Annotated in this window: 20 protein-coding genes; 8 read left to right on the forward strand and 12 right to left on the reverse strand. The window is 63.5% G+C overall.

Annotated elements, in window-relative coordinates:
• Window positions 1-46 precede the first annotated feature (46 nt).
• The 4 genes from HEP75_RS20310 to HEP75_RS20325 all read left to right on the forward strand — a co-directional run bounded on the left by HEP75_RS20310 (window position 47) and on the right by HEP75_RS20325 (window position 3616).
• The gene (locus HEP75_RS20310; protein ID WP_185823557.1) at window positions 47-283 is read left to right on the forward strand and encodes a hypothetical protein; all 237 of its coding nucleotides are present in this window, start codon (window positions 47-49) and stop codon (window positions 281-283) included.
• 15 nt (window positions 284-298) lie between these two features.
• Entirely contained in the window at window positions 299-1741 is a 1443-nt protein-coding gene (locus tag HEP75_RS20315) for a DUF692 family multinuclear iron-containing protein (protein ID WP_185824719.1), read from the forward strand.
• A 139-nt stretch (window positions 1742-1880) separates the two neighbouring features.
• Window positions 1881-2303, forward strand: a complete 423-nt coding sequence (locus HEP75_RS20320) for a hypothetical protein (RefSeq protein WP_185824720.1) — start codon at window positions 1881-1883, stop codon at window positions 2301-2303.
• Between the two features lie 290 nt (window positions 2304-2593).
• Window positions 2594-3616 carry an IS5 family transposase gene (locus HEP75_RS20325; RefSeq protein ID WP_185824721.1) on the forward strand — a complete coding sequence of 341 codons (1023 nt, stop codon included), beginning with the start codon at window positions 2594-2596 and terminating at the stop codon, window positions 3614-3616.
• Between the two features lie 269 nt (window positions 3617-3885).
• Here HEP75_RS20325 and HEP75_RS20330 read toward each other — a convergent pair whose 3' ends face one another.
• A complete protein-coding gene (locus HEP75_RS20330) occupies window positions 3886-4620 on the reverse strand; it encodes a hypothetical protein (RefSeq protein WP_185824722.1) in 735 nt (244 codons plus the stop codon).
• Window positions 4621-4841: 221 nt separating this feature from the next.
• Here HEP75_RS20330 and HEP75_RS20335 point away from each other — a divergent pair, with 221 nt between their 5' ends.
• The 4 genes from HEP75_RS20335 to HEP75_RS20350 all read left to right on the forward strand — a co-directional run bounded on the left by HEP75_RS20335 (window position 4842) and on the right by HEP75_RS20350 (window position 9561).
• Window positions 4842-5561 carry a ThuA domain-containing protein gene (locus tag HEP75_RS20335; RefSeq protein ID WP_185824723.1) on the forward strand — a complete coding sequence of 240 codons (720 nt, stop codon included), beginning with the start codon at window positions 4842-4844 and terminating at the stop codon, window positions 5559-5561.
• Between the two features lie 252 nt (window positions 5562-5813).
• A complete protein-coding gene (locus HEP75_RS20340) occupies window positions 5814-7904 on the forward strand; it encodes a TonB-dependent siderophore receptor (RefSeq protein ID WP_185824724.1) in 2091 nt (696 codons plus the stop codon).
• A gap of 8 nt (window positions 7905-7912) precedes the next feature.
• Complete coding sequence (locus tag HEP75_RS20345; protein WP_185824725.1) at window positions 7913-8077, forward strand: PepSY domain-containing protein; 165 nt, start codon at window positions 7913-7915, stop codon at window positions 8075-8077.
• A 158-nt stretch (window positions 8078-8235) separates the two neighbouring features.
• The gene (locus HEP75_RS20350; RefSeq protein ID WP_185824726.1) at window positions 8236-9561 is read left to right on the forward strand and encodes an alpha/beta hydrolase; all 1326 of its coding nucleotides are present in this window, start codon (window positions 8236-8238) and stop codon (window positions 9559-9561) included.
• A 127-nt stretch (window positions 9562-9688) separates the two neighbouring features.
• Here HEP75_RS20350 and HEP75_RS20355 read toward each other — a convergent pair whose 3' ends face one another.
• From HEP75_RS20355 to HEP75_RS20405, 11 genes are all read right to left on the reverse strand, one after another.
• Window positions 9689-10255, reverse strand: a complete 567-nt coding sequence (locus HEP75_RS20355) for a type II CAAX endopeptidase family protein (protein ID WP_255423923.1) — start codon at window positions 10253-10255, stop codon at window positions 9689-9691.
• Window positions 10256-10402: 147 nt separating this feature from the next.
• Window positions 10403-11017 carry a pyridoxamine 5'-phosphate oxidase family protein gene (locus HEP75_RS20360; RefSeq protein ID WP_185824728.1) on the reverse strand — a complete coding sequence of 205 codons (615 nt, stop codon included), beginning with the start codon at window positions 11015-11017 and terminating at the stop codon, window positions 10403-10405.
• 36 nt (window positions 11018-11053) lie between these two features.
• The gene (locus HEP75_RS20365; protein WP_185824729.1) at window positions 11054-11770 is read right to left on the reverse strand and encodes a hypothetical protein; all 717 of its coding nucleotides are present in this window, start codon (window positions 11768-11770) and stop codon (window positions 11054-11056) included.
• A gap of 195 nt (window positions 11771-11965) precedes the next feature.
• Window positions 11966-12298 (reverse strand): SH3 domain-containing protein, encoded by a 333-nt coding sequence (locus HEP75_RS20370; protein ID WP_185824730.1) that lies wholly within the window; start codon window positions 12296-12298, stop codon window positions 11966-11968.
• Window positions 12299-12617: 319 nt separating this feature from the next.
• Window positions 12618-12920, reverse strand: coding sequence for a hypothetical protein (locus HEP75_RS20375; RefSeq protein ID WP_185824731.1), 303 nt, complete (start codon window positions 12918-12920; stop codon window positions 12618-12620).
• On the reverse strand, window positions 12917-17365 hold the full coding sequence (locus HEP75_RS20380; protein WP_255423924.1) for an RHS repeat-associated core domain-containing protein: 4449 nt from the start codon (window positions 17363-17365) through the stop codon (window positions 12917-12919). Before HEP75_RS20380 ends, HEP75_RS20375 begins: the two co-directional genes overlap by 4 nt.
• Before the next feature lie 463 nt (window positions 17366-17828).
• On the reverse strand, window positions 17829-18227 hold the full coding sequence (locus HEP75_RS20385; RefSeq protein ID WP_185814342.1) for a SymE family type I addiction module toxin: 399 nt from the start codon (window positions 18225-18227) through the stop codon (window positions 17829-17831).
• Between the two features lie 541 nt (window positions 18228-18768).
• Window positions 18769-20220, reverse strand: coding sequence for an ATP-binding protein (locus HEP75_RS20390; protein WP_185814343.1), 1452 nt, complete (start codon window positions 20218-20220; stop codon window positions 18769-18771).
• 3 nt (window positions 20221-20223) lie between these two features.
• Complete coding sequence (locus HEP75_RS20395; RefSeq protein ID WP_185814344.1) at window positions 20224-21063, reverse strand: NrdJb; 840 nt, start codon at window positions 21061-21063, stop codon at window positions 20224-20226.
• 93 nt (window positions 21064-21156) lie between these two features.
• Complete coding sequence (locus HEP75_RS20400) at window positions 21157-21876, reverse strand: hypothetical protein (RefSeq protein ID WP_185824732.1); 720 nt, start codon at window positions 21874-21876, stop codon at window positions 21157-21159.
• Window positions 21877-22071: 195 nt separating this feature from the next.
• Complete coding sequence (locus tag HEP75_RS20405; RefSeq protein WP_185824733.1) at window positions 22072-24225, reverse strand: adenosylcobalamin-dependent ribonucleoside-diphosphate reductase; 2154 nt, start codon at window positions 24223-24225, stop codon at window positions 22072-22074.
• Window positions 24226-24255 lie beyond the last annotated feature (30 nt).

Below are 24255 nucleotides of genomic sequence, written 5' to 3' on the forward strand. Positions count from 1 at the left end.
GACGGCGTCCGCGCAGGTCCATCCCAACAGTTCATGGAGAACGCAAATGAAGAGCGCAAGGGCAGTATCGTCGTTCCGGTCCCCGCACGCGGTCACCGTTGCGGTGCCGGTGGAGGTCGGCAACGACATCGAGAAGATGCACAAGGTCACCCGGGAAATCCTCGGCCGGCTGGGCTGCGCGGCCTGCCATTCCGGCTTCGACCTCCGCTTCGTGATCGAACGCGACTTCCGGGTCAATCCGGCGCTGGAGATCGAGGGCTTCGCGCCGCGGATCGGCCCCTGACCGGCGGCATCGGCGATGCATGCCCTGCCCGATCTCGGCGTCGGCCTGGTGCTGTGGCCGGAGTTGATGCCGGTGCTGGCCGAGGACGACGGCGCGATCGGGGTGGTCGAGATCGAGCCGGAATTCTTCTGGTTCGAGACCGGCAACGCGCAGGCGCCGATGCGCATCGACACCGGCATGGTGCGGCAGCTCGCCGAGCTGCCGCAGCACAAACTCGTGCACGGCGTGGCCTCGCCGGTGGGCGGTTCGCTGGCGCCCGATCCGCAACGCCTGCAGTTGATGCGCGACGTGGTGCAGGCGCTGGACGCACCGTGGGCCAGCGAACATCTGAGCTTCAATGCGGTACCGGTGGCCGGCGGCCCGGTCGATTCCGGTTTCCTGCTGCCGCCGCTGCAGACCGTGGCGAGCGCGCGACAGGCGGCGGCCAATATCCGCGCGATGGCGCAGGGCCTGCAGGTGCCGTTCGCGGTGGAGAACAACGTCAATTATCTGCGCCCGGTCGCTGGCGAGCTCAGCGACGGCGCGTTCATCGCCGAAGTGGCGACCCAGGCCGACTGCGGCATCCTGCTCGACCTGCACAACCTGTGGACCAACCAGAAGAACGGCCGCCAGCCGGTACGCGAGGCGCTCGCCGCGCTGCCGCTCGAACGCGTCTGCGAACTGCACCTGGCCGGCGGCTTCGCGCACCGCGGCTACTGGCTCGATGCGCATTCCGGACTCGTCGATGAAGAATTGATGCGACTAGCCGCCGAGCTGATGCCCGCGCTGCCCAACCTGCACGCGATCGTGTTCGAGATGCTGCCGACCGCCCTGGCCCATGTCGGTATCGCCGATGTGCGCAGGCAGATCGACAGGCTGCACACGCTATGGGCGCTGCGCCGGCCCGGCGCACGCGCGCCGCAGGCGGCAGCGGGCCTCGCGCGCAGCGATGGCGGCGCCGTACCGTCGCCCGCCGACTGGGAACGGACGCTGGGCGCCCTGGTCCGCGGCGACGCGCCGGGCGCGCATCCCGTCACCGCACTGCTGGCGGATCCCGGCGTCGCCCTGCTGCAGGAACTGGCCAGCAATGCACGCGCCGGACAGATCGCCAGCGCGGCGCGGCTGACCACGCGCATGCTGCTGGCGCATGGTGGCGAAGCGGCCTTCCGCAGCGTGTTCGAGGACTACGCCGCCGCGCAGCCGCCGCGCCAGTTCGCCAGCAGCGAGGCGCTGGGCTTTCTGGAGCACGTGCAACTCGCGGCGCCGGCGATTCCGCAGCTGGCGCAGGTGGCGATGTTCGAAAGCGCGGTGATCCACTCCGCGCTGCAGGGCGACGCGCGCGTCGTCGCCTTCGATAGCGACCCGGTGCCGCTGCTGACCGCGCTGGCCGAACGGCGTGCCCCGCCAGCGACGCAAGCGCCCGGCAGGTTTGCGATCGAGCTGCAGGGCGGCGCTGTCACCGCTATCCGCGCACGTTAACGTCTGTCTCTTCCAACAGCTGGAAGAATTGCATGCCATCGGTGCGGGCGGCTGCATGTCACGCAGATGACATCGCGACTTCCTAGCCTGCCCCCAGGGCTGGCGGCCGGCGCCGCCAAGGACTGTCGCCATCGAACTCTTGCTGTGGACCGTGTTCGCCGTGGTGATGAGCGCCGTTCTGCTGCTGGGCGTCTCGGTGGTGATCGTCGCCACCCGCGAGAATGGCCTCTACTCCGCCGAAGAGAAAACCTGGCAACGCCTGATGCACGGCGGCATCCCTGCCGAGGCGGAGATCCGCGCGCTCAAGCGTTCCGAGCACGGGCTGTCGCGCGGCGGCAGCCAGGGCCAGACCGTGCACGCGGTCGAACTGACGCTGGACGTCTTCGACGGCGCGGGCGGCGTATTCACCGCAACGCTGCGCACGCTGATCGACGAAGCACTGTTGCCGCAGTTCTGTATCGCCGGCACCCGTGTGCATGTGCTGCGCGATCCGGACGACGCCTCGATCCTGGCAATGGACCGCGTGCGGACGCCGCTGGAGATTCCGCGCGCAGGCGGTTGATGGCGGCCTGCGCAGGATGCAGGATTTCCCTGGTATGCCGCTCCCTGTAGGAGGGGCTTCAGCCCCGACAGTATCCGAAGCCGGAACACTCACTGCTCCGCTCGTCGCGGCTGAAGCCGCTCCTACAGGGACTTGCGGCTAGCTTGCCGGGTGCACTGTAGGAGGGGCTTCAGCCCCGACAGTATTCGAAGCCGGAACGCTCACCGCTTCGCTCGTCGCGGCTTCAGGGCACCTCTAAAAACCTCCTTCTTTGGCATCATATGGTCAGAAGAGAGAGCCGAGGCCCCGCGATGATCAGCCTGTTTGCCGGACACGAACGCGAAGCCAAGCGCCAGCAGATAGGCGACCCGCTGGCGGTGTTGTCTCGCCATATTGATTTCGCAGCGATTGCCCAAGCCGTCGATGCGAAGTTGTCCTTGGGCACCGGTACGCGCGGGGGCCGTCCGGCCTGGCCGACGGTGGTGATGGTCAAACTGCTGCTGTTGCAGCAGCTATACAACCTCTCTGACGATGCGCGGGAGTACCAGGTGCTGGATCGGCGCAGTTTCCAGCAGTTCCTTGGACTGGAACACAGCGGCAAGGTGCCTGACGCCAAGACGATCTGGGTGTGGCGCGAGCGGCTCAAGGCGCAGGATGTGATGGGCGACATCAGCGCAGCGGTCGGCGTGCAATTGCAGCGGGCGGGATTCATCGCGCGTGGCGGTCAGATCATCGATGCGAGCATCGTCAGCGCCCCGATCCAACGCAACACGCGCGAGGAGAACGCACAGATCAAGCAGGGTGGCGAGGTAGGCCAAGACTGGAGCGACGCTAAGCGCGCGCAGAAGGATGTGCAAGCCCGCTGGACCCGCAAGCACGGCAAGGCGCATTACGGCTACAAGCTGCACGCCAGCACGGATCGGCGTTGGGGCTTCATCCGCCGCCATGCGGTGAGCGCAGCCAACGTGCATGACAGCCGACACTTCGAGGAGGTGCTGGACCCCAGCAATCGCGGACGCACGGTGTGGGCCGACAGTGGCTATGCCGACGCATCGCGGGAGGCCGATCTGACGCAACGCGGCTATCGGGCGGCCATTCAGCACCAGGGCCAGGCGCGCAAGCCGCTAAGCGCGGCCGAACAGCGCCGCAACCGCCGGCTTGCCAAGGACCGGGTGTTCGGCGAACACCCGTTCGCGCGGCTGGCGCAGCAGGGCGGTAAATGCCTGCGCACCATCGGGTTGGCACGGGCCACGGTGGTGATCGGGTTGAAGGTCGCCAGTCACAACCTGATGCGGCTGGCGCGGCTGCAGCATCCGGCCATGGTGCCCGCGTGAGCGGGTGAGGCGGCCAATCCGGCCGCTCTTCCTACATCCAGGACCCCTGCGAAGCACGTCGGCTTCCTCGAACAGACGCAGCGGCAGCGCCTTTGCAGCCCACTTCAGTGAAATGACGGGTTGTTCGAGGTGCCCTGAAGTCGCTCATACAGGGACTTGCGGCTAGCTTGCTGGGTGCACTGTGGGAGGGGCTTCAGCCCCGACGGTATCCGGAGCCGAAACACACCACGCTGCATTCGGCGCGACTATGCCCGCTCCCACACTCGCCGCTACGGCTTCGCCGCCTCGCACAGCTTGCGGTTGAACCAGGTGGACTTGGCGATCGGCAGATAGCTGTCCCAATCGGTCGGCGGCAGCATGCTGCCGTTCTTGTCCAGTTCCTCCTGGAGCGAGTCCTCGTCGCGACTGCCGGCGGCGATGGTGGTATCCAGCACGGCCAGGCACTCCTTCGGATGGCCCAGGCGCAGCAGGGTGATGGCGCGGTCGTTGGCGAAGCGGTCGCGCTCCAGCCAGTGGAAGAACGTGCCGCATTCCTTGTCGAACGCGTCCATCCCCGCGAGCGCGGCCGCATAGCGCTTGCCGCGATAATCGGCCAGGTACGCCGCGCGCCGCCGCGTGCTCGCCGCGGCGGTGCAGCCCGCCGGCAACGCCAGGTACTCGCCCTCGAAGCCGGCGCGCGCGCCGCAATAGTCGCGGCAGCTCTCCTCGGTCAGCGCCTTCACCTCGAACCCGCCGGGCGTGCGCTTGAACGACACGCGGCACGGCGTGTCGCTGCCTTCGGTGGCCTCGGCGATCTCGCCGCGCAGCGTGCCGGACAGCCCGCAGCTGTGGCCGTTGGCGCCCATCGCGTCGATCGTGAACTGGCGCACGTCACCCTGCCCGCTGATCCGCAGGCTGCCCCAGCCCTCCTTGGTGCCGTACTCGACGGGCGCCGGCGCAGCCGCGGCGGCAGCGAACGCCGCACCGCACACCAGCAGCGCACTCCAACTCCATCGTCCTGACATGGCGGTTCCAAATTCGGCAAGGGAGTGGAATTTTCCTCCATCTTGCGGGCGGTCGACCAGTGCGGCAGACATCTTTCGCAGCCGATGCTCCGGTGCTGCATGAGAGTCGCGAAGCCGGCTCCGCGCGCCTGGACGCGCCATGCGCAGCGCCAGCGAGGCACGCGCGGTCCCGAACCGCAATTGCACTACCCGCCAGCCAGCATCCGGGGCAGAATCAGCCCATGACGCCACTCGCCTTCTCGCTCGCCGCCATGCTGGCCGGCGTCGCCGCAACCGCCCCGGCGCCGGAGCGCATGCTGATCTTCAGCAAGACCGCCGGCTTCCGTCACGAGTCGATCCCCACTGCGGTGGCGACGCTGCGCCAGTTGGCGACCGAGGAAGGCCTGGCCGCGGACCACAGCGAAGACGCGAGCGACTTCACTGCCGACAACCTGGCCCGCTACCGCGTGGTGGTATTCGCCAGCACCACCGGCGAGATCCTCGATCCCGCGCAGCAACAGGCATTCGAAGGCTTCGTGCGCAACGGCGGCGGCTTCGTCGGCGTGCATTCGGCGGCCGACACCGGCTACGCCTGGCCGTGGTACGGACGCCTGGTCGGCGCCTGGTTCCAGGGCCATCCGCCCGGGCTGCAATCCACCCACGTGCAGCCCGAACGCGACGGGCGGCCCAGCGGCACGCCCTGGCCGATCCACGACGAGATCTACAACTACCGCAGCAATCCACGCGCGCAAGTGCAGGTCATCGCCACCGTGGACGAAACGCGCTACACCGGTGGCACCATGGGCGCGGACCACCCGATCGCCTGGTGCCACGCTTTCGACGGCGGCCGCGCGTGGTACACCGGCCTGGGCCACGACGCGGCGGTCTATGCCGATCCGCAGTTCCTGGCGCAACTGCGTGCAGGCGTGCGCTATGCGGCGAAGCGGCAGGAGCGGTGCTGAACGGGTGAGGGAGCTGTGGCTGCAGCCCTCCCTGAAAGCCTCTGCGTGCGGCGCTGCGTGTCGGCTCCGGGCACACCAGCCCCATCGGCAACGCCAGTAATCCGCCCCGTCAGCAGGCTCTGAACTGCCGGGCGCGTCCGCCGATCGGCACGCGCATGCCAGCCTCCGCACCAAGTCATCGCTAGCTCCGGACGCATGCTGAATCCCCCATTCAGTTACCATATGCGATTAAATCTCATTCCGGAATCGATCATGTCCTTGCGTCCCCGTCCCAGCTGCCTGCCCGTCGCCGTCGCCCTTGCCTTGGGCCTGGCGGGCCAGTCGGCCGCCGCGCAGGACGCGGGAAGCGATGCCGTCACGCTGGACCGGATCGCCGTCTATGGACGCGTGACCAACGAGACGACGCTGGACATTCCGCAGACCGTGGACGTGATCGATCGCGCGATGATCGAGGCGACGGGGAGCGAGACCGTGGGCGATGCGCTGCGCTTCATCCCGGGCGCGTCGCGCGATGGCTCCACGCTCGATGCGTTCGGCGACACCTACCTGATCCGCGGGTTCGCGGCGAATCAGACCGTCAACGGCATGACCGCCAATCCCCTGCGCCAGGCGCGCGATGCGGTCGCCATCGAGCGCATCGAGGTGCTCAAGGGACCGGCCTCGGTCCTGTACGGGCAGCTGCAGCCGGGCGCGGTCGTCAACGTCGTCACCAAACAGCCGGAGAGCGTGTGGGGCTTCGAAGGCACCGTGAAGTACGCACGCTTCGACGACTGGCGCGGCACCCTGGATCTCACCGGCCCGCTGGCCGCCGACGGCGCGGTGCGATTCCGCCTGACCGGCGCTGTCGACGACAGCAAGTCGTTCGTGGATTTCTGGAGCCGGGAACACCAGTTCATTGCGCCGTCGCTCGCCATCGACCTGAGCGAGCGCACCACGTTGACGCTGGAAGCGTTCTATACCCGCAACCGCATCGAAGGATTCTTCAACGGCGTGCCGGCCGAAGGCACGGTGCTTCCCAACGCGAACGGCCCGCTGCCGCGCTCGCTCAGCCTGGTCGATCCCACCTTCGATCCTTCCGTGCGCAGCAACACCGACGTCAGCGCGCGCCTGGAGCATCGCTTCAGCGACAGCCTCCGCTATCGCGCGGCCGTTTCCTGGACGCGGGAAGAGGTGGACGAAGAAAACATTTTCGGCGTGCTCGGCTGGGACGAGCCGCAGCACACGCTGACCCGCGCGGTGCTCGATGGGCACGCGCGCGGCGAGGCGTGGTCGGCGCACAACGACCTCGCATGGCAGACCAGCACCGGCGCCATCACCCACGAATTGGTGGCCGGCGGCGATTACACCCGGTTCAAACGCCACACCACCAGCGGCACCGGGCTGGCCAGCAGCCTGGACCTCTACGCGCCCATCTACCAGTTCGAGCGCAGGCCCGAGGTGTCCCCGATTCCGTCGCGCAGCAGAACCAGCGACGAAGCGTTCCGCACCCTCGGCCTGTTCGCGCAGGATCGCATCGGCCTGACCGAACGGCTGCGGGCGGTGGTCGGCGCGCGCTGGTCCACGTACCGGCAGGACACCGCCTCGCTATCCGGCGGGGGCGTCGGCAGCAGCTTTAAGCAGAAGCAGGACGCCTGGACGAGCCAGTTGGGCCTGCTCTACACGCCGCGCGAGGACCTCGCCCTGTTCGCCAACCGCACCACCTCGTTCCTGCCGGTGTCCGGCCTGACCGCGCGCGGCACGCCGCTGGAGCCGGAAACCGGCGTGCAGTACGAAGTCGGCGCGAAGTCCTCCTTCTGGAATGGGCGACTGCTGGCGACAGGCGCGCTGTTCCGGCTGGAGCGGCAGAACGTGGCGGTCTCCGATCGCGACAATCCCAGTTCGCTCGCCGCCATCGGCAAACAGCGCTCGGAAGGCGTGGACGTCTCCGCGCGGCTGGGCATGCAGGGCTGGACCGTGCAGACCGGCTACGCCTACACGCGCGCCAAGACGGTGGAGGACACCAACACCGACCTGATGGGCGCGCCCATCCGCAACGTGCCACGGCACAGCTTCGTGCTGCAGACCGACTACCGCTTCAGCGAGGGCGTCCTGAGCGGCCTGCGCCTCGGTGCGTCCTCCACCTACATCGGCACCCGCACCGGCGACGTGGAGGGCAGCTTCGAACTGCCGTCGTACTGGCGCACGGACCTGTCGATGGACTACGAAATCAGCCGCCAGCTCACGATGGGGATGCGCATCGACAACGTGGCCGACAAGCGCGGCTACACCCACGCCTTCAGCACCTTCGAAGTGTGGCCGGACATCCCGCGCACGGCGAGCTTCACGGTGTCCTACCGCTACTAGGCCGCGGCGTGCGCCTTCTGCTGGTCCGGCTGCATCGCCATGCCGGCCTGGCGCTTGCGGGCGTGCTGTTCGTTGCCGGCGTGACCCGCAGCCTTATCGCGTTCCAGGAAGAAGCCGACCGCTGGTTGAGCGCGGACCTGTGGTGGCGCAAGCGCGGCGTGCGGCGCAGCTAGATGACTGCCGAAGACGCGATGCAGCGCAACGGACCGGTCCAGTTGCATAGTTCTGATCGCCGACGCGAAAAGCGCCCAACCGTCCCCCCTACCTTAGGCACGTTGCCGGCAGCGCCCGAAGCTGCGAGTGTGCGGCTTCGACACGACAAGGCTTGACCATGCTGGCGTTCCTGACCGCGACGCTCGTCGCCGCCGCGCTTTCCGCGTCCGCGCCACTGGATGCCGTCCCGCAGACCCGCCTGGATGCCGACCTGCGCTGTCTGCTTGGGGTGTATGCGCTGCCTGAGGGGCAGTCGGTGACCATCACCGGCGACGGCGGGAAGCAGCGCGACCTCCACTACACCCTGTCGAACGGCCGGTTCGGCCGCCTGCAGCTGGACGCCAGTGGCGGATACGGCGCAGACGCCGTGTACATCCGTTTCGCCCCCTGCCGTGCCGGCACGCTGCAACTGACCCAGGGCGAGGCCACCGAGACCGGCACCCGCCTGCGCCTGGTCGAAAAGGAAACCACCTTCAGCAGCGATGGCATCGCGCTGCACGGCAAGCTCGTATTGCCCGCCACTGGCCGAGCGACATCGGCGGCGGTATGGGTCGAAGGTTCGAACAACGACCCCACTACCGACGATACCGTCTGGCAATACGAACTCGCGCGCAGAGGCATCGCCGTCTTCGTCTACGACAAGCGCGGAACCGGCGCCTCCGCCGGCGCACTCTCCTCCGATTTCCATGCGCGCGCACGCGACACCGCGGCCGCGGTCAAGGAAACCCGGCGGCTCGCCCCAGGCTTGCGCCGGGTCGGCGTGATCGGCGGCAGCCAGGGCGGCTGGGTCGCGCCGCTGACCGCTACGCTGGTGCCGCTGGATTTCGTCGTGGCCGCCTTCGCGATGGCGGAAGGGCCGATCGCGCAAGACCGCGAGTTGGTGGAGCAACAGCTGCAGCGCGCAGGGTTCGACGAGACCGCGCTGGCCGAAGCCAGGGAACTGACCGCCATCACCGAACGCATCGTGCGTTCCAACATGCGCGACGGCTTCGCCGAGCTGGACGCCTTCAAGTCCAGCCATGCCGACGCGCCGTGGCTGGCCGCCATCCAGCCCCGCTCCTACACCGGCCTGTTCCTGAAATTCTCGAGCGCCGAACTCCAGGCCAACGGCCCTGCCCTCGCGCAGGGGTTGAGCTTCGACTACGAGCCGCGGCCGGTGATCGAGGCAATCAAGCCGCACCAACTGTGGCTGCTGGGCGGCAGCGACCGCCAGGCCCCGAACGCCGCTACCCAAGCAATTCTTCGGCAGCTCCAGCAACGCCGGACGGACCTCGCCGTGGTGGTGTTCCCGAACGCGGACCATGGCCTGATCGAGTCGATCAAAACCGCCGACGGCGTGGCAAAGACCCATTCGGCGCACCTGTTCGACGTGACTGCGGATTGGATCGACGACCGCAAGCTTCCGGCGGCAGGGAAGTTCATCGTGATGCCGGTGGCGGACTGATTGCCCAAACCGATTACCTGCCAGGGCGTCTCTGCAAGTAGCGATCTCCCTGCGCTCTGTCTGCTACGTGATCGGGACAGATGTTTTGGCGCGGCGCATTGAGCGCCATGTTTTTCAATCAAACACGTTATGCATAAGCCATCAGCGCAAGTAGGTCCATCAACCCATGCGCGATGATGGCGGGCCAAAGCCGGCCGGTCCGTGCGAACCACCAGCCGAGTATCAGCCCCACGATGACCAGTGAAATCGCGCCGATGGGTCCCTGGTACAGGTGATACGAGGCACGGATCGCCACGCTCACGTTCACCGCGAATGCGGGGCTGTGGTTTCGCTGCAAGGCGCGGATCACGTAGGCGCAGACGAACACCTCCTCGAAGATCGGATTGATCAGCGAGACCGCCACCACCGCAGCTAGCGATAGTTTCCCGGCCACCATGGCATCCATGGAAGGATTCACCGCCTCGTCAATGTCCTTGCCCAGCCATTCCACGGGATAGCACGCTACGATGCACGCGATCAGCAAGCCGATCGCGGGCCGGATGTCGCGCCCCTGCCACTGCAACCCCAATGCCTGCGGCGTCCACCCACGGAACCACAGCGCCGGGACGAGCAACGCTACGACAAGCAGCTCGTAGAAAGCCAATCCCCAAAGGCCCTCTGCGGAAAACGAAGGCTCGGCGATGGGCGCCAGCACGGCCGAAAGACTCCAATAGATCGGAAGTCCGAATGCGGTTGTTACGACGACCAGGAACTCACCCCATCCCGCGGATGATCTTTCGCGCCCTTGCATCGATGTCCTTTGTTAGCCGGTGATACGCAGTTGGCTGACCTGTCTGGCGCGCTAGTACAGCATGTCCTGTGTCCGTTTGGGCAGCTCTCGGTCGTAAGCGGCGGCATCGAAGTCGCCATCGGCCAGATGGGCGTGCATGGTGCCGGCACTGGGCAACTGCTCGCGCGGCACGTGCCGCGCCGGATCCCACAAGGTCGATCGCACGATCGCCTTGGAACAATGGAAATAGGCCGCGTCGATGTGCACCACGATCACGCTGCGCGGCAGCTTTCCGCGGATCTCGAAGCGGGCCAGCAAGGCAGGATCGACGCTGATCTCGGCATGCCCGTTCACGCGCAGGGTCTCGCCGATGCCGGGCACGAGGAACAGCAGCGACATGCGCGGGTCGTGCAACAGATTGCGCAGATTGTCGATGCGGTTGTTGCCCGGGCGGTCCGGCACCGCCAGCGTGCGCGCATCCAGGATCTGCACGAAGCCGGCCGGGTCGCCCTTGGGCGAGCAGTCCAGTCCATCGTTTCCCGCCGATGCCAGCACCACGAACGGCGAGGCTCGCACGAACGCCTGGTAGTCGGTGTTCAGATGATCGATCTGCTTGCGCAGCGAGCGCTCGACGGGTTGGCCGTACAGCGCTTCGAGTGCTTCGAGGGTGGCGATGCGATGGGTCATGCTTGTGTCCTGACGCTGTTCGTGATGCAGGCATCACTATAGCGGCCTGGGCGAAGGCGTCCGACTCCTCGCGAATGTCTGGTAGAGCGATGCCGCACGCTCATCCGCCGCGACGCGTTCCACTCCGCTCAGACCCTGCAATGCCATGCCTGCCGATGCTTTTCCGTCACCCAGCAGGTAAGCCAGCCGCAGGTAGGCCGCACTGTCGACCAGATTCTTTTCCTTCGTCTCGGCACCATAGACGTCGGACAGTCCGTAGTACGCGTACAGGTTTCCCGACGTCGCCGCATCCCGAAGAATGTCCACGCCTTCCTGAAAGCGGCCAGCCTCGATCGCGGTCTTCTTGCCATAGATCACGGTCGCGGGTTTGTTGCCTGCTTGCGCCTCCGCTCTCAGCTGCGCGAGACCCATTGTCTCCAGGCGTGCCAACTCGGCTTCCGTCGGATAGCCGTGTGTCAGTAGCCACTGCGCTTCCGCCTCGGAATTGGCTACCAACGGTCCCCTGATCCTGCAGGCGCTTGCACTGCCCTGACAAAGATGCTGACTGGCGTCTTGGCGTTGTACCGACGACTGGATACGTTCGTGATGCACTGGATGGGCCGCGGAACGCTGTTCGCTTGGATTGGCGTCGGATACGGCCATTTCTGGCTGCGGCGGCGCGGAAGTGGTCCCGCCCGTCGGCTTGCCTGGGTTTCCACACGCGGCAAGCGCGATGGAGAGCGCGGCCATGTACAGAACAACTTCCTTTTTCATCACATTACCTAGTAAGTACGGAATTACTCTTTTGGAGCAAAGCCATAACTGACGAAAGCACCGCCGGGCTGACCACCACTCAGCGGAATCAACCTCTTTTCCCTGCTACAGCCATAGAAAGCAAAGCGATTCACCTCAAATAATGATAAATCATGGGCGAATGCCTTGCTCTGTATTCCCATTAATTCTCTGGCCTCAGTAATTTGGACAGAAGAAAACGATGGGACTCCCGCTCAAACTGTCCCATATCGATACGGAAATAAATTCATAACTCCCGTCAATGACATAACCCTCAATGCCATTTTTCAGGCGCACATGCAGAGCCGGATAGGATTTTAAGTCGTCGCAGCCTAAAACCGTGGCACGCTCACCGGCTTGCATTTTCGCTACTGGAGCAGGCCCAGGAACGGGATAGCTGTCTACGGCCACATCGCTTTTCGCTAACAGCACAAGCCGCTGAGCTGCAAATCCCGCGATAACAGCAAATACCACTACCAACGCCAGCAAGAGCCCGATAAATTTTTTCATCAGAAGCCCCATAAGAAAGGATTATCAAGAGGCCCACCATCTTTCGGCGGACCTGGATGGATCGACTTGGGCCGCAATGCTTTTTCGAACTGAAGACCAACCATCTGCAAGCAGTCTTGGACGATAGTCTATGTCTGGACGAAAGCTACTTTCAGGCAATTTTTGAGGTGTTGTGACAGGTGTATTGGGAACACGCATGCTGATATGACAGCCTCCGGGCCGCAGCTGCGGTGTTGAAGCGACCCAGCAACGATTCTGGATCAACCTGCTGAGCATCCACAAGACGATCCAGATAAAAGATGATAGCTAAATTATTCGTCTAATCTATTTTCTTCAAAAGACTTTGGGCCTCGCCATTCGTCAAAGTTCGACTAAAGATCTCTTCACCACTACCTATTGAAACAAGTTCCTTGACAAGATTTGTAGAGTGAACTTTCCAGGAAATTGTGTACCCATCTAAAGTCCTGTATTCCACCTGATCAGCAAGTGCATCTCGACTTGCTTTTGCATAGGCAAGTTCGGCGGACTCTTCTTGATAGATGCGCAAATTCTCCTCCCATGCATCTTCGCGAGATGGTGAATACAGTCCAACCATATAGATGTGGAAAATAAAATAATTCATTTTTTAAACCTACTGTCGTTAATTAGCTTCCAGGCTTTTCTTGCCGCAGAATCCCCAGCGTTTTTGTCCCGCAGAAGCTCTTGAAGAGTTTTTTCACGATACTGACCAGGAAATTCGCGATTGATACTCCCCCTACACTCTTTGGAAACGATATCTCCAACACGGCTATTTAGACGGTCAATTGCTGCTCTTGCCGCAGCTCGCTCTTCATTGGTGGCAGCGGCTTCAAGAATCGTCTCCAATTCCCCTACATCGCCGCGCATCAATGCCTGCTGGATTGCTGAATCAATCGAGGTTCTAGCAAGACCAAAAGGATCAATATAACCCAGAGAACTGCCATTAACATACGCATACGTATCAATGCCACCATCCAGACCTAATGGATCACTCTGACCATACCGACCAGCGCTGGCATCGTAATCTCGATGGTAGTTCTGATTGAGCCCCGTCGCACTGTCATAACGCTGCCCTGGGAAGCGCATGCCGAACACGAATGCCGTGCCATCGCGATCCGCATCCTGGTCCGGCGGGGTGTTGCCGAAGGCCTCGCCCTTGATGTCCCACTTCCAGATCGCTACGTCGCGCACTGGATCGATGACTGTCCGTGGCGCGCCGAGGTGATCCGGCTGCACGTAGTTCAAGGCGGTGCCGACCAGCACACCCACCGGTAGGTCGTCGAGCCAGATCGCTTGCTGGAGCGACTTACCCGCATCGTCGTAGTCGCCCAGCCAGTGCCCGGCTTCGTCGTAGACCGTGTAGGTGTTGGTCGTGCCCAGGAAGCGGCGCACCTGCTCGCCGCGGTCGTTGTAGCGATATTCCATCGCCAGCGTGCCGCTGCGCTTTGCCTGGCTCATGCGCCCGGTTGCGTCGTAGGCGAACTCGCGGGCCGTGCCGTCGATGGCCGTGGTGTTGCCCGCCGCGTCGTAGCTGCGCGCGGCGCCGGCCACGCTCGCCAGGTGGTGGCTGTCGGTCGGGTAGCTGTAGGTCTGGCTGCTGCCGTTGACCTGGGCGCTAAGCCGGTTGCCGGTGGCGTCGTAGCTGTAGCCGTCGATCACGGCGCCGGTCGGGCCGTCCTTGAACGCGGTCAACCGGTCCAGGTTGTCGTAGCCCAGGCTCACGACCGGAGCGGTGTTGCCCGGCGCAGTCAGCGCAGTGAGGTTGCCGACCGGGTCGAAGCCGAAGCCGATGTTGAGGCCGTCGCTGCGGCTGTCCTGGATCGTCAGCGGGCGGTAGTCCTGGTCGAGCACGCGCTGCAGTGGCCGGCCGTTGCCGTAGGACCAGCCGGCGCTGGGGCCGAACGGGTAATAGGTGGCGCCGCCGAGCAGTTTCTGTCGCGTGCCACCGGCTGCGGTGACACCTACTTCCGTCGCCTGCCCAAGCGCATTGCGCACGTAGTCCACCACCGCGCCGTCCGGATACGTCACCCGGCTCAGGCGGCCACCCTTGGTGTAGGCGTAGCGCACGGTGAACGCCTTGCCGTTGGTGGTCTGCACCTTGCGCACCACGCGGCCGAAGCGGTCGTAGCAATACTGGGTCAGGCCGCTGCCGTCCTGCAGCTTGCTCAGGCGACCCAACGCGAAGGTCTCGCCGGTGGCGCAAACGGTCTGGCTTGCGTCGTAGGTATAGGTCGCAATCAGCGCCTTGTCGGCGTAGGTCGCCTTGGCCAGGCGGCCGAGCGCGTCATAGATGTAGTTGGTCTTGGTGCCGCGCGCGTCGGTCTGTGTAGCCAGATTACCGGCGCTGTTATAGGTGTAGCTGGTCGCGCCGGTGTCGGGGCTGGTCAGCTTGAGCAGGTCGCCCAGGCCGTTGTATTGGTAACTCGTCGCCAGGCCCTTGGGATCGGTGACCTTAGTGGTGCGGTCCAGCGCGTCGTAGTCGAACTGGGTCTTCGCGGCGATGCCGCCGACGTCCTGCAGGATCTGCTTGACCCGGTTCAGCGGGTCGTAGTCGGTCTGCGTCTTGCGCTTGAGTGCGTCGGTGACCAGTTGCACGTTGCCGTTGAGGTCGTAGCTGAAGTCGGTGGGATCGGCCTCGGCGGTGGCCTGGGTGGCCAGCTGGCCGAGCTTGTTGTAGATCCGCGACAGCGTGTGCTTCAGCGTGCCGGATGCGTCCTTGGTGTCTTCCTTGAATCGGTTGCCGGATGGGTCCAGCGTGTAGTGGATGCTGTTGCCGGCACCATCGGTCACGTCGGTCAGGCGGTGCGCAGCGTCGTATCCATAGATGACGAACGTCCCGTCGGGATCGGTGACCTTGCTGACGTTGCCAACGGCATCGTAGGCGACGAGCGTGGTCTGGTCCTGGTCCGACGGCGTGCCGTCGGCGCTCGCGCGCAGCGTGCTCGATGCCGCCCAACCGCGCGGGGTGTAGGTGAGGTCGCGGATCAGGCCATTGGCGTCCTGGGTGCGCGTCGGACGGCCATTGCGATCGTAGGCTACATAGGTCGTCGCCCGACCCAGCGCATCGACCACTTGAGACAGATCCCCGGCGCGATGGCAGGCGCCGCCGACATTGGCGCACCCGGATTCGTCGGCGGTCAGGTAGTAGCGATACGTGGTCGTATCCGCGACGTCGGTGCGCGGGCCGTCCTGGCTCAGCACCAGGCCGATTTGCGGGCACTGCGTGCCATCGACGGTATCGCAATAGCTCGTCCGCCATTGGCGCACACCAGCCGGCGCATTGGCGGCGCTGCCGCAGCTGTAGCTCATGGCAGCGGACACGGCTGGATCGACCTCGCAACGCGCCGTTTGCTGGCCGCGTGCGTTGTAGGTCCATGCCGTCTTGGCGGCCGTGGCGCCTGCGGCATCGAGCACAATGCGGGTCAGCGGCACGCGCAGGCTGGTGTTCCAGGTGGTGTTGGTCGTGCGTTGCTGCGCGGTGCCGGATGCATCGATCTGCTGGGTCAGCAGGCCGCCCGCCGCATACGTCGTCTTGGTGATGTTGCCCTTGAAGTCGGTCGTCGAGGCCGGGTAACCATTGGCATCGTAGGTCAGCGACTTCCACGGCTGGTTGCATTGTTCGCCGCACGCCGCGCCGGCACCGGTCGGCTTCAGCGATCCATAGCCACTGTCGGTGTAGCCCAGGGTGACCCGCGTCCCCAGTGGCGAGGTGATGGTCGCTGGAATGCCCCAGTTGTAGGTCGATGCGGCGTATTCGACCGTCATGGCGTCGACGTTGCCGGCGAAGCTTGAGGAGATCGCCTTGCCGTTGCTGGCGTAGCCGGTGCTCTCGAAGCGGATGCCCTTCTCGTCGATGACGCCGGTCAGGGCCGTGGGCAGGTTTGCCTTGGAGGTGAGCGTTTGCTCGTTGTAGACGTATTGGCGCGTCTTGCCATCCGGGTATTGCACAGAGGTCAGGTTGCCGGTGGTGTCGTAGCCGTAGGTCAGCGTGCCGCCATCCGGCAAAGTGACCGTGCTCAGGCGGCTATTGCTGTCATAAGCGAAGCTCAGCGCGCGGCCACCCGCGTCGGTCACCCGCTGCAGCAGGTTGGGTGGGGTCTTGGTGCCGGGCACCGTCGGCGGATCGCTGTAGGACAGGGTCAGCACCGTCTGGCCCATGCGGTCGAAGACCGAGCGCAGCAGGCCAGCAGTGTCGTAGATCTCCGTCTGCTGCGTGGCCCTGACCTCCAACGCAAAGCCCAGCAACAGGCCTGCGCTGTCGCGGCGCTCGGTCAGGATGTCGGGCATGTCCGGATCCGTCGTCCACACTCCGTTGCTCAGGCGGAACCGTTCCACGCCACCATCCGGACGCCGGGCCTCGACCCGGCTGCCGCCATTGGCGACGCTGGACAGCATGACGTCCAGGGTGCGTTCGAACGAATGGCGCCACTGCTTGCCCAGCGCGACCGGGGTGACGAAGGTCTTGCTGTTGTAGAAGCGGCGCAGCGTCAGCCAGGTCGGCGAATCGTAGTCGGTGTCCTGGCGGAACATGTTGCCGGTGGCGGTATTGATCGGGTCGCCTTCGAAGGAACTGCCCCGATGCACGCCACCCTGTTTCAGCGCCGCGTCGCCGCTGCTGCCATGCGGGCCTGTGTTGTCGCCCTGCTGGCCCAGGCCGCCGGTGCACATGGTGTTGCAGCTGCCCGCATTCTTAGCTGGCGAGCCTTGGCCGGGGATGTTGTCGTTCGCGAACACCCTCCCCCACTCACGCCCGTTGGAATAAACGTAGGCAACCGTATAACCGTCGCTGTAAGAATCGGTAATGACAGGCGGGTTGACGCAACCTCCCGTACCGCTTTCACACAGCCGCATGATCCCATCATGGATGAACTGCACCGCTTGGCCGACCGTTGGAAAGGCGGCTGAACCGCTCGGGGAGTTGGCCGAATAGGGTGGTCCGTATTGCGGCTGCGGCGCCGCTTGGCTCAGCGGCGAAGCCAGCATCCCGGCAAGCAGCCACAGGCAGGCCACACCGATACGGCGGGAAAGGCGAACGTGGGGGTTCGACATTGCGTCATCCTTGAGCTTGATAGAGTTGTAGGCGGGCAACCGCAGTGCGCAGGCATTGCCCAGCGCTAACAATCGTATCGCTCCTTTGTTGCAAATTCTGAGACGGCCAAAACTTTTTTGCTGGCCGGCCGCCCCGCTACCGGCCAACAAGCGGTGGGAGCCACGCCTCAGCCACCGGCCACTCCAGCAAGGTCCACCGCCCTGCCTAGCCCATCGCTGGAGTCGAGCCGCAGGCAGCCAACTGGAGACTGGAAACTCAAAGGTCGAGCGCCGGGTGCTCCCTGCCAAATCAAAACTTGTCCATCGTCTGGACCAATGCTTGTGCCCATTGTTCGTGTCGCGCGCACGAACGATGGGCGCGTGGCTATAAAACCAAAACCACGCGGCAACTCCCAATGCTGACTGGCAATCCGACTCGCGCCCGACCAGCACCGACACGCACTCGATCAGTCGGCGCGATGGCTCAGCACCGCTTGGCGTTCGGCACGGGCGTGATCACCAACGCGCCATCGACGATGGCGATCTGCGGCTTGCTACCCGGCGCGAATCCCAAGGCTTCCAGCCACTGGCCGCTCAAGCGCAGGGTGGGAATGCGCTGGCTCTGCCGGTGGCCGTCCACCATCACGTCGTGGCAGGTGTAGCCAATGGTGCACTGCGTGGGTTGATGCGGACGCGGCGCGCGCTTGCGCGGCAGTTCGTCTTCCGTCAGGACCGGATTGAACAGCGTGGTGTACGTCAGGTCGCCGAGCGGGACGCGCGGCATCGGGCCGGGGACGAAAGGCGTGGCGGGCGACGGCGTGGCATCGCGGGTACGGCGACGGGAGGACGGGTTACTCGTGGGTGCGGTTGCTTTGCGGGACATAGACGACTTCTCCTGAGTTGAAAGAAGTCCGCCCACTGCTGCCAAGCAGGGTGGCGGACGGTACGGGTTGGCAGACCGGACTCAGGGACCGGCAGGCCTTGCGGCCTCCACGTACCGCCCGCCATGAAGCATGCGAGCTAATCGCCCACGATAACGCCCGGGCAACAAAAAAGCGCCGGGCATCGAAGATGGGCGCTGGTGCGCCTGAGTGGTCGGGCTGCCAAGCCCGGCTGCGTGATTTAACGCAGCGATTCAATTTTGTTCTTTGCCAAACCCTGCGTCAACGACTTTTGTAGACAGAAATTCAGGCTATACATAAATAGAAAATCTACTCTGAGCCCGGTATTCGGACCACGGCATTCGGTTCTCTAGAAGGGAACAGAACAAGTACTTGACTGGACCGCTTTCGGCGGCGCAAAGACGGTTGCGCATGCTAGACAATGCAAGAAAACCGCAGTTAACCTAGCAAAACTGGCACACCTGCCGTGGCTTCAAATGCTTCGAAGGTGAAGCCCGGCAAGGTTATTCAGAGTTAAATTCTCTAGTCAGTCAATGCTAACTGCTGGAATATATCAGCCAAAGAATCGGGCTGAAGCGCCCATCTATAAGCAGGATGAATCTCCCAGGCGAAACCAAAATCAGCAAAATTTGAAGATAAATACCTATTTTCTTCGAAGTATCGCCTTACAACCGATTCATCAGGCATGTCCTTTCTCGCCACAAGAAAATTAATTTTGTACATGAAGGCAGCCAAGGCCTTTTCATCCGCAACCTTCCCATTCGAGAACTGAAACTTTCCCATTTGGGAAATGCCTCTAATCTTCTCAAGAAGCTTGTCAGTCTGATATACGTAACCCGACCGCGCTTGCCTCTCCCTTTTATTAGGCTTCATGTTGACTAGGAGTCGCTCTATCTCAGGGAGCTCAAATCGGAATTCATTCACGGTATCTTGAATTCGCCCCTGTGAATATTCGTCAAAGATTGCCTTAAAATCAGATGTCGAAATCTTATCACCCCCTCGATTGCGAGTCTCTCGTGCAGCAAGCGTTAGTAGCTTAACAAGGTCCCTCGGACGTTTCCTTATTAGGGACATCAGCACGCGATAAATTGGTGCGTTACGCCACTTACCTTCACCACTAAAGCGACCCTCCATCACCTTAGTTAACGTCTCAGCCAGCTGAGTTTGCTTTAGCGTAACCAAAACCTTTTCATCACCAACCTCCCCAAAGAAGGTACGTATACGCTTAACTAACAACGCAAATATTTCGTGATTATTCCAAGCATGCCAAATAACAGACCCTTCAATCTTATCTGTAGATTCATCTGACGTCCGAACTAAGTAGTAAACATCCGACCGAAGAGAAATTTTAAAGCTCAGCCCTCTATTGTCAGCCGCCAAATCCCTAACTGCATTAAGGAGAGCCGATATTCGATGTATATCGTGCGGACGCCCCTGCCAGCCACGATCCAAGTCATCTATGTAGATGCTTACACACTTATACTTCAAAAAGTGTTGAAGTACATTTTTCTTCACCCCTCCAACAAGAGGCTTCTTTTCTTCAAAGAATGCTGCAACCGCATTTAGCAATTGACCACCAACCAGAGCAGCCTTATTAAGAGCAGTGTTCTCAAACCCAAAGCCAGTAACGATCTTCTCTCCGATTATGGAGACTAGCCCCTCTTTCCAATCTCGAATAGCCCGAATGAAGTCCCCCGTATCGGAGCCAATTCCGACTATGTCGTCAGGCCTGATGAGAACTGTGAGCCTTCCCTGCTCCTCTGCTTCCGCCATCGCGACCTTGAATAAGGCCGACTTACCGACACCCTTATGCCCGACAAGAATTCGAAATGGAAGTTCGGACGTTACTTGCTCATAGGTATCGTTTTTAAAATAGTATTCGCGAAGCCGTTCAATATCTTCGCTCTCTGCGGCTTCGTGACCAAAAATTCGCTGAATCTCAAGCTCAGAAAAAGTAAGCGCCTTTATATTCATAGCTCACCCACACTTCGAATAACCACAATTCAAACAAGTAGCACACCCGTCCATGATGACCAAGGCCTTGGTGTTGCACTTGTGGCACATCGTGGCCGACGGCGGGAAACTCGCGCCGTCGCCGGTGACGGCGATGTCTTCTTCGTGGTCGGCGGTTGAGTCGGTCGAAACCGTACCCTCATCCGCCCTTCGGGCACCTTCTCCCGCAGGAGAAGGAACAGCCGGCTTCATTTCATTGTTTTTTTTTGAGCGGTCTTCGTACTGCTTGCGTTTTTCGTTGATCAGCGCGCGCTGGTGGTCGCTCATCTCCGGGTCGTGCAGCAGGCCGATGGACTTCATGTGCTCTTCGACGATGCTGCCCAGTTCGGCGACCAGCGAGGGCATGTACACGCCGCCGGCCTTGAAGTAACCGCCCTTGGGGTCGAACACGGCCTTCATCTCGTCGACCAGGAAGGTGACGTCGCCGCCCTTGCGGAACACGGCGGACATGATGCGGGTCAGCGCCACGATCCACTGGAAGTGTTCCATGGACTTGGAGTTGACGAAGATCTCGAACGGGCGGCGCAGTTCGTGCTCGGTGCCGGCGTTGAGCACGATGTCGTTGAGGGTCACGTACATGGCGTGTTCCACCAACGGCGATTTGATCTTGTAGGTGCTGCCGATCAGCACGTCCGGGCGCTCGATGCGCTCGTGCATGTGGATGATGTTGTCCACCGGCACTTCGGCCTCGGCGGTGGCGCGGTCGATCGACGCGGCGGGCACCGGTGGCGCCGCTTCGCGCGCCTTGTCTTCGGCGGTGACGACGGCGTAGCCCTTGATTTTCTTGTCGATCTTGACGGCCATGATGCGTTCCTGATGTGCGTGTCGTGTTGGGGCGCGCGTCCCTCGCCCTGCCCCTCTCCCGCGAACGGGAGAGAGGATGCAGCGTGGGACGGCTTACTTCCGGGCGCGGGTGGCCGCGGCCTTCTTGCCGGCGCTCTTGCGCACGGCGGTCTTCTTCGTTGCGGCGGTCTTCTTGGCGACCTTGGCGGTGCTCTTCTTGGCGGCCTTGGCGACCTTCTTCACTGCCTTCTTGGCGACGGCCTTGCGCGCGCCGACGCTCTTCTTGACCGCGGTCTTCTTGGCGGCCACCGACTTCTTGGCCACGGCCTTCTTGGCGGCGACCTTCTTGACCGCCTTCTTCGGCGCGGCCTTCTTCGCTACCGCCTTCTTCGCTACCGCCTTCTTGGCCGGCGCCTTCTTCACTGCGGCCTTCTTGGTCGCGGTCTTCTTGGCGGCGGCTTTCTTGGCCGGGGCCTTCTTCGCCGCCGCCTTCTTGGCGGTCTTCTTGCCGGCCTTCTTCAGCGCGGCGGCTTCGGACTGGGCGTTGGCCTTGGCCGTTTCCAGCTTCTTGCGCGCGTTGGCGACGGTCTTCTTCACCGACTTGCTGGCCTTCTCCGCGCGCTTGGCCACGGCCTTCTCGGCCTTCTTGACCGCCTTGCGGGTCTTGGCGACCTGGTCCTGCACGCGCTTCTGCACGTTGCCGGCGGTCTGCTTGACGCTGGCGACGGCGTCGCTGGCGGTGGCGGCGATCGCATCGCCCATGTTGCTGGCGGTCTCTTTTACGTTTTCGGCGACTTGCGTCAGCGTCGCCGTCACACCATTACCGTTGCTCATAAAAAACCCTCCTCAGGGTGTCAGTGTTTATGTAACGCGGGCGATGCTATACCGATTGGCGTGAAGCGTGGAACCGGATGCGACGGCAGCCGGCGCGCGGTAGGGAAGCATTGGGGAAAGCCGGCCTGCCGCTTTCCCCGTTTCCCCGCCGCCGCCTGTCCCCCGCCGCTGCGGGGGACGCAAAAAACGCGGCGTTCAGAACTTGCCGTAATACCCTTCTTTCAGGGCGTCGAACAGGTTGGCGGCGCTGTGCATTTCGCCGTCGTATTCGATCTGCTCGTTGCCCTTCACTTCCACCACGCTGCCGTCTTCCAGTTCGAAGCGGTAGGTGGTGTTCTCCAGGTCCGCTTCCTTGACCAGCACGCCCTGGAAGGCGGCCGGGTTGAAGCGGAACGTGGTGCAGCCCTTCAACCCCTGCTGGTGCGCGTAGCGGTAGATGTCCTTGAACTGCTCGTAGGGGTAGTCGGTGGGGACGTTGGCGGTCTTGGAGATGGAGCTGTCCACCCACTTCTGCGCCGCGGCCTGCACGTCCACGTGTTCCTTGGGGTGGATGTCGTCGGCGGAGATGAAGTAGTCCGGCAACTGCGCGTCGGCGGCCTCGGCGTACGGCATCGCCTTGGCGTTGACCAGGTGGCGGTAAGCCAGCAGCTCGAAGGAGAACACGTCCACCTTCTCCTTGGACTTCTTGCCTTCGCGGATCACGTTGCGGCTGTAGTGGTGGGCGAAGCTGGGCTCGATGCCGTTGGAGGCGTTGTTGGCCAGGCTCAGCGAGATGGTGCCGGTGGGGGCGATGGAGCTGTGGTGGGTGAAGCGCGCGCCCACTTCGGCCAGTTCGTCCACCAGTTCCGGCGCCACTTCGGCGATGCGCTGCATGTAGCGGCTGTACTTGGCGTGCAGCAGCTTGCCTTCGATCTGCTGGCCCACGCGCCAGCCGTCCTTGGCCATTTCCGGGCGCTGGCGCAGCATCGCGGCGGTGACCTCGAAGGTCTCCTGCATGATCGGCGCCGGGCCCTTTTCCTTGGCCAGGGTCAGCGCGGTTTCCCAGCCGGCCACGGCCATTTCGCGGGCGATGGCTTCGGTGAATTCGCAGGAGGCGGCGCTGCCGTACTTCATCTGCAGCATGGTCATGGTCGAGCCCAGGCCGAGGAAGCCCATGCCGTGGCGGCGCTTGCGCAGGATCTCGTCGCGCTGCTGCTGCAGCGGCAGGCCGTTGACCTCGACCACGTTGTCGAGCATGCGGGTGAACACGCGCACCACTTCCTTGTATTCCTCCCAGTCGAAGCGCGCCTGGGCGGTGAACGGGTCGCGCACGAAGTTGGTGAGGTTGATCGAGCCGAGCAGGCAGGCGCCGTACGGCGGCAGCGGCTGCTCGCCGCAGGGGTTGGTGGCGCGGATGTTCTCGCACCACCAGTTGTTGTTCATCTCGTTGACGCGGTCGATCAGGATGAAGCCCGGCTCGGCGTAGTCGTAGGTGGAGACCATGATCATGTCCCACAGGTGGCGGGCACGGATCTGCCCGTACACCTTGCACGCGACCAGGCCGTCGTCGCGCACGATGTAGTTGCTGTGGGTGGGCCAGTCGCGCCAGACCACGTCGGTGGCGCTGGTCAGGTCGATGTCGGCCTCTTCCTTGCGGTTCACCGGGAACACCAGCGGCCAGTCGGCGTCGGTTTCCACCGCCTGCATGAAGCCGTCGGTGATCAGCAGCGACAGGTTGAACTGGCGCAGGCGCCCGTCCTCGCGCTTGGCGCGGATGAAGTCCTTCACGTCCGGGTGCGACACGTCGAAGGTGCCCATCTGCGCGCCGCGGCGGCCGCCGGCCGAGGACACGGTGAAGCACATCTTGTCGAAGATATCCATGAACGACATCGGCCCGGAGGTGTAGGCGCCGGCGCCGGCCACGAACGCGCCGCGCGGGCGCAGCGTGCTGAACTCGTAGCCGATGCCGCAGCCGGCCTTGAGGGTCAGGCCGGCTTCGTGGACCTTCTCCAGGATGCCGTCCATCGAGTCGGTGACGATGCCCGACACGGTGCAGTTGATGGTGCTGGTGGCCGGCTTGTGTTCCAGCGCGCCGGCGTTGGAGGTGATGCGCCCGGCCGGGATCGCGCCGCGGCGCAGCGCCCAGGCGAAGCGCTCGAACCAGTGGGCGCGCTTTTCCTCGGTGGCCTCGGCATCGGCCAGCGCGCGCGCCACGCGCTGGTAGGTGCCGTCGATGTCGGCATCCAGCGGTTCGCCCTGCTTGGTCTTCAGGCGGTACTTCTTGTCCCAGATATCCTGCGACGCAGGCTGCATCGGGATGGGGTTCTGCTTGGACTCGGTCTGGACGACTTCCAGGCGCACCGTGCTCATTCTTTTCTGTTCTCCTCGAACCTGTCCCGA

It is taken from the genome of Xanthomonas sp. SI, assembly GCF_014236855.1.
GTDB lineage: Bacteria > Pseudomonadota > Gammaproteobacteria > Xanthomonadales > Xanthomonadaceae > Xanthomonas_A.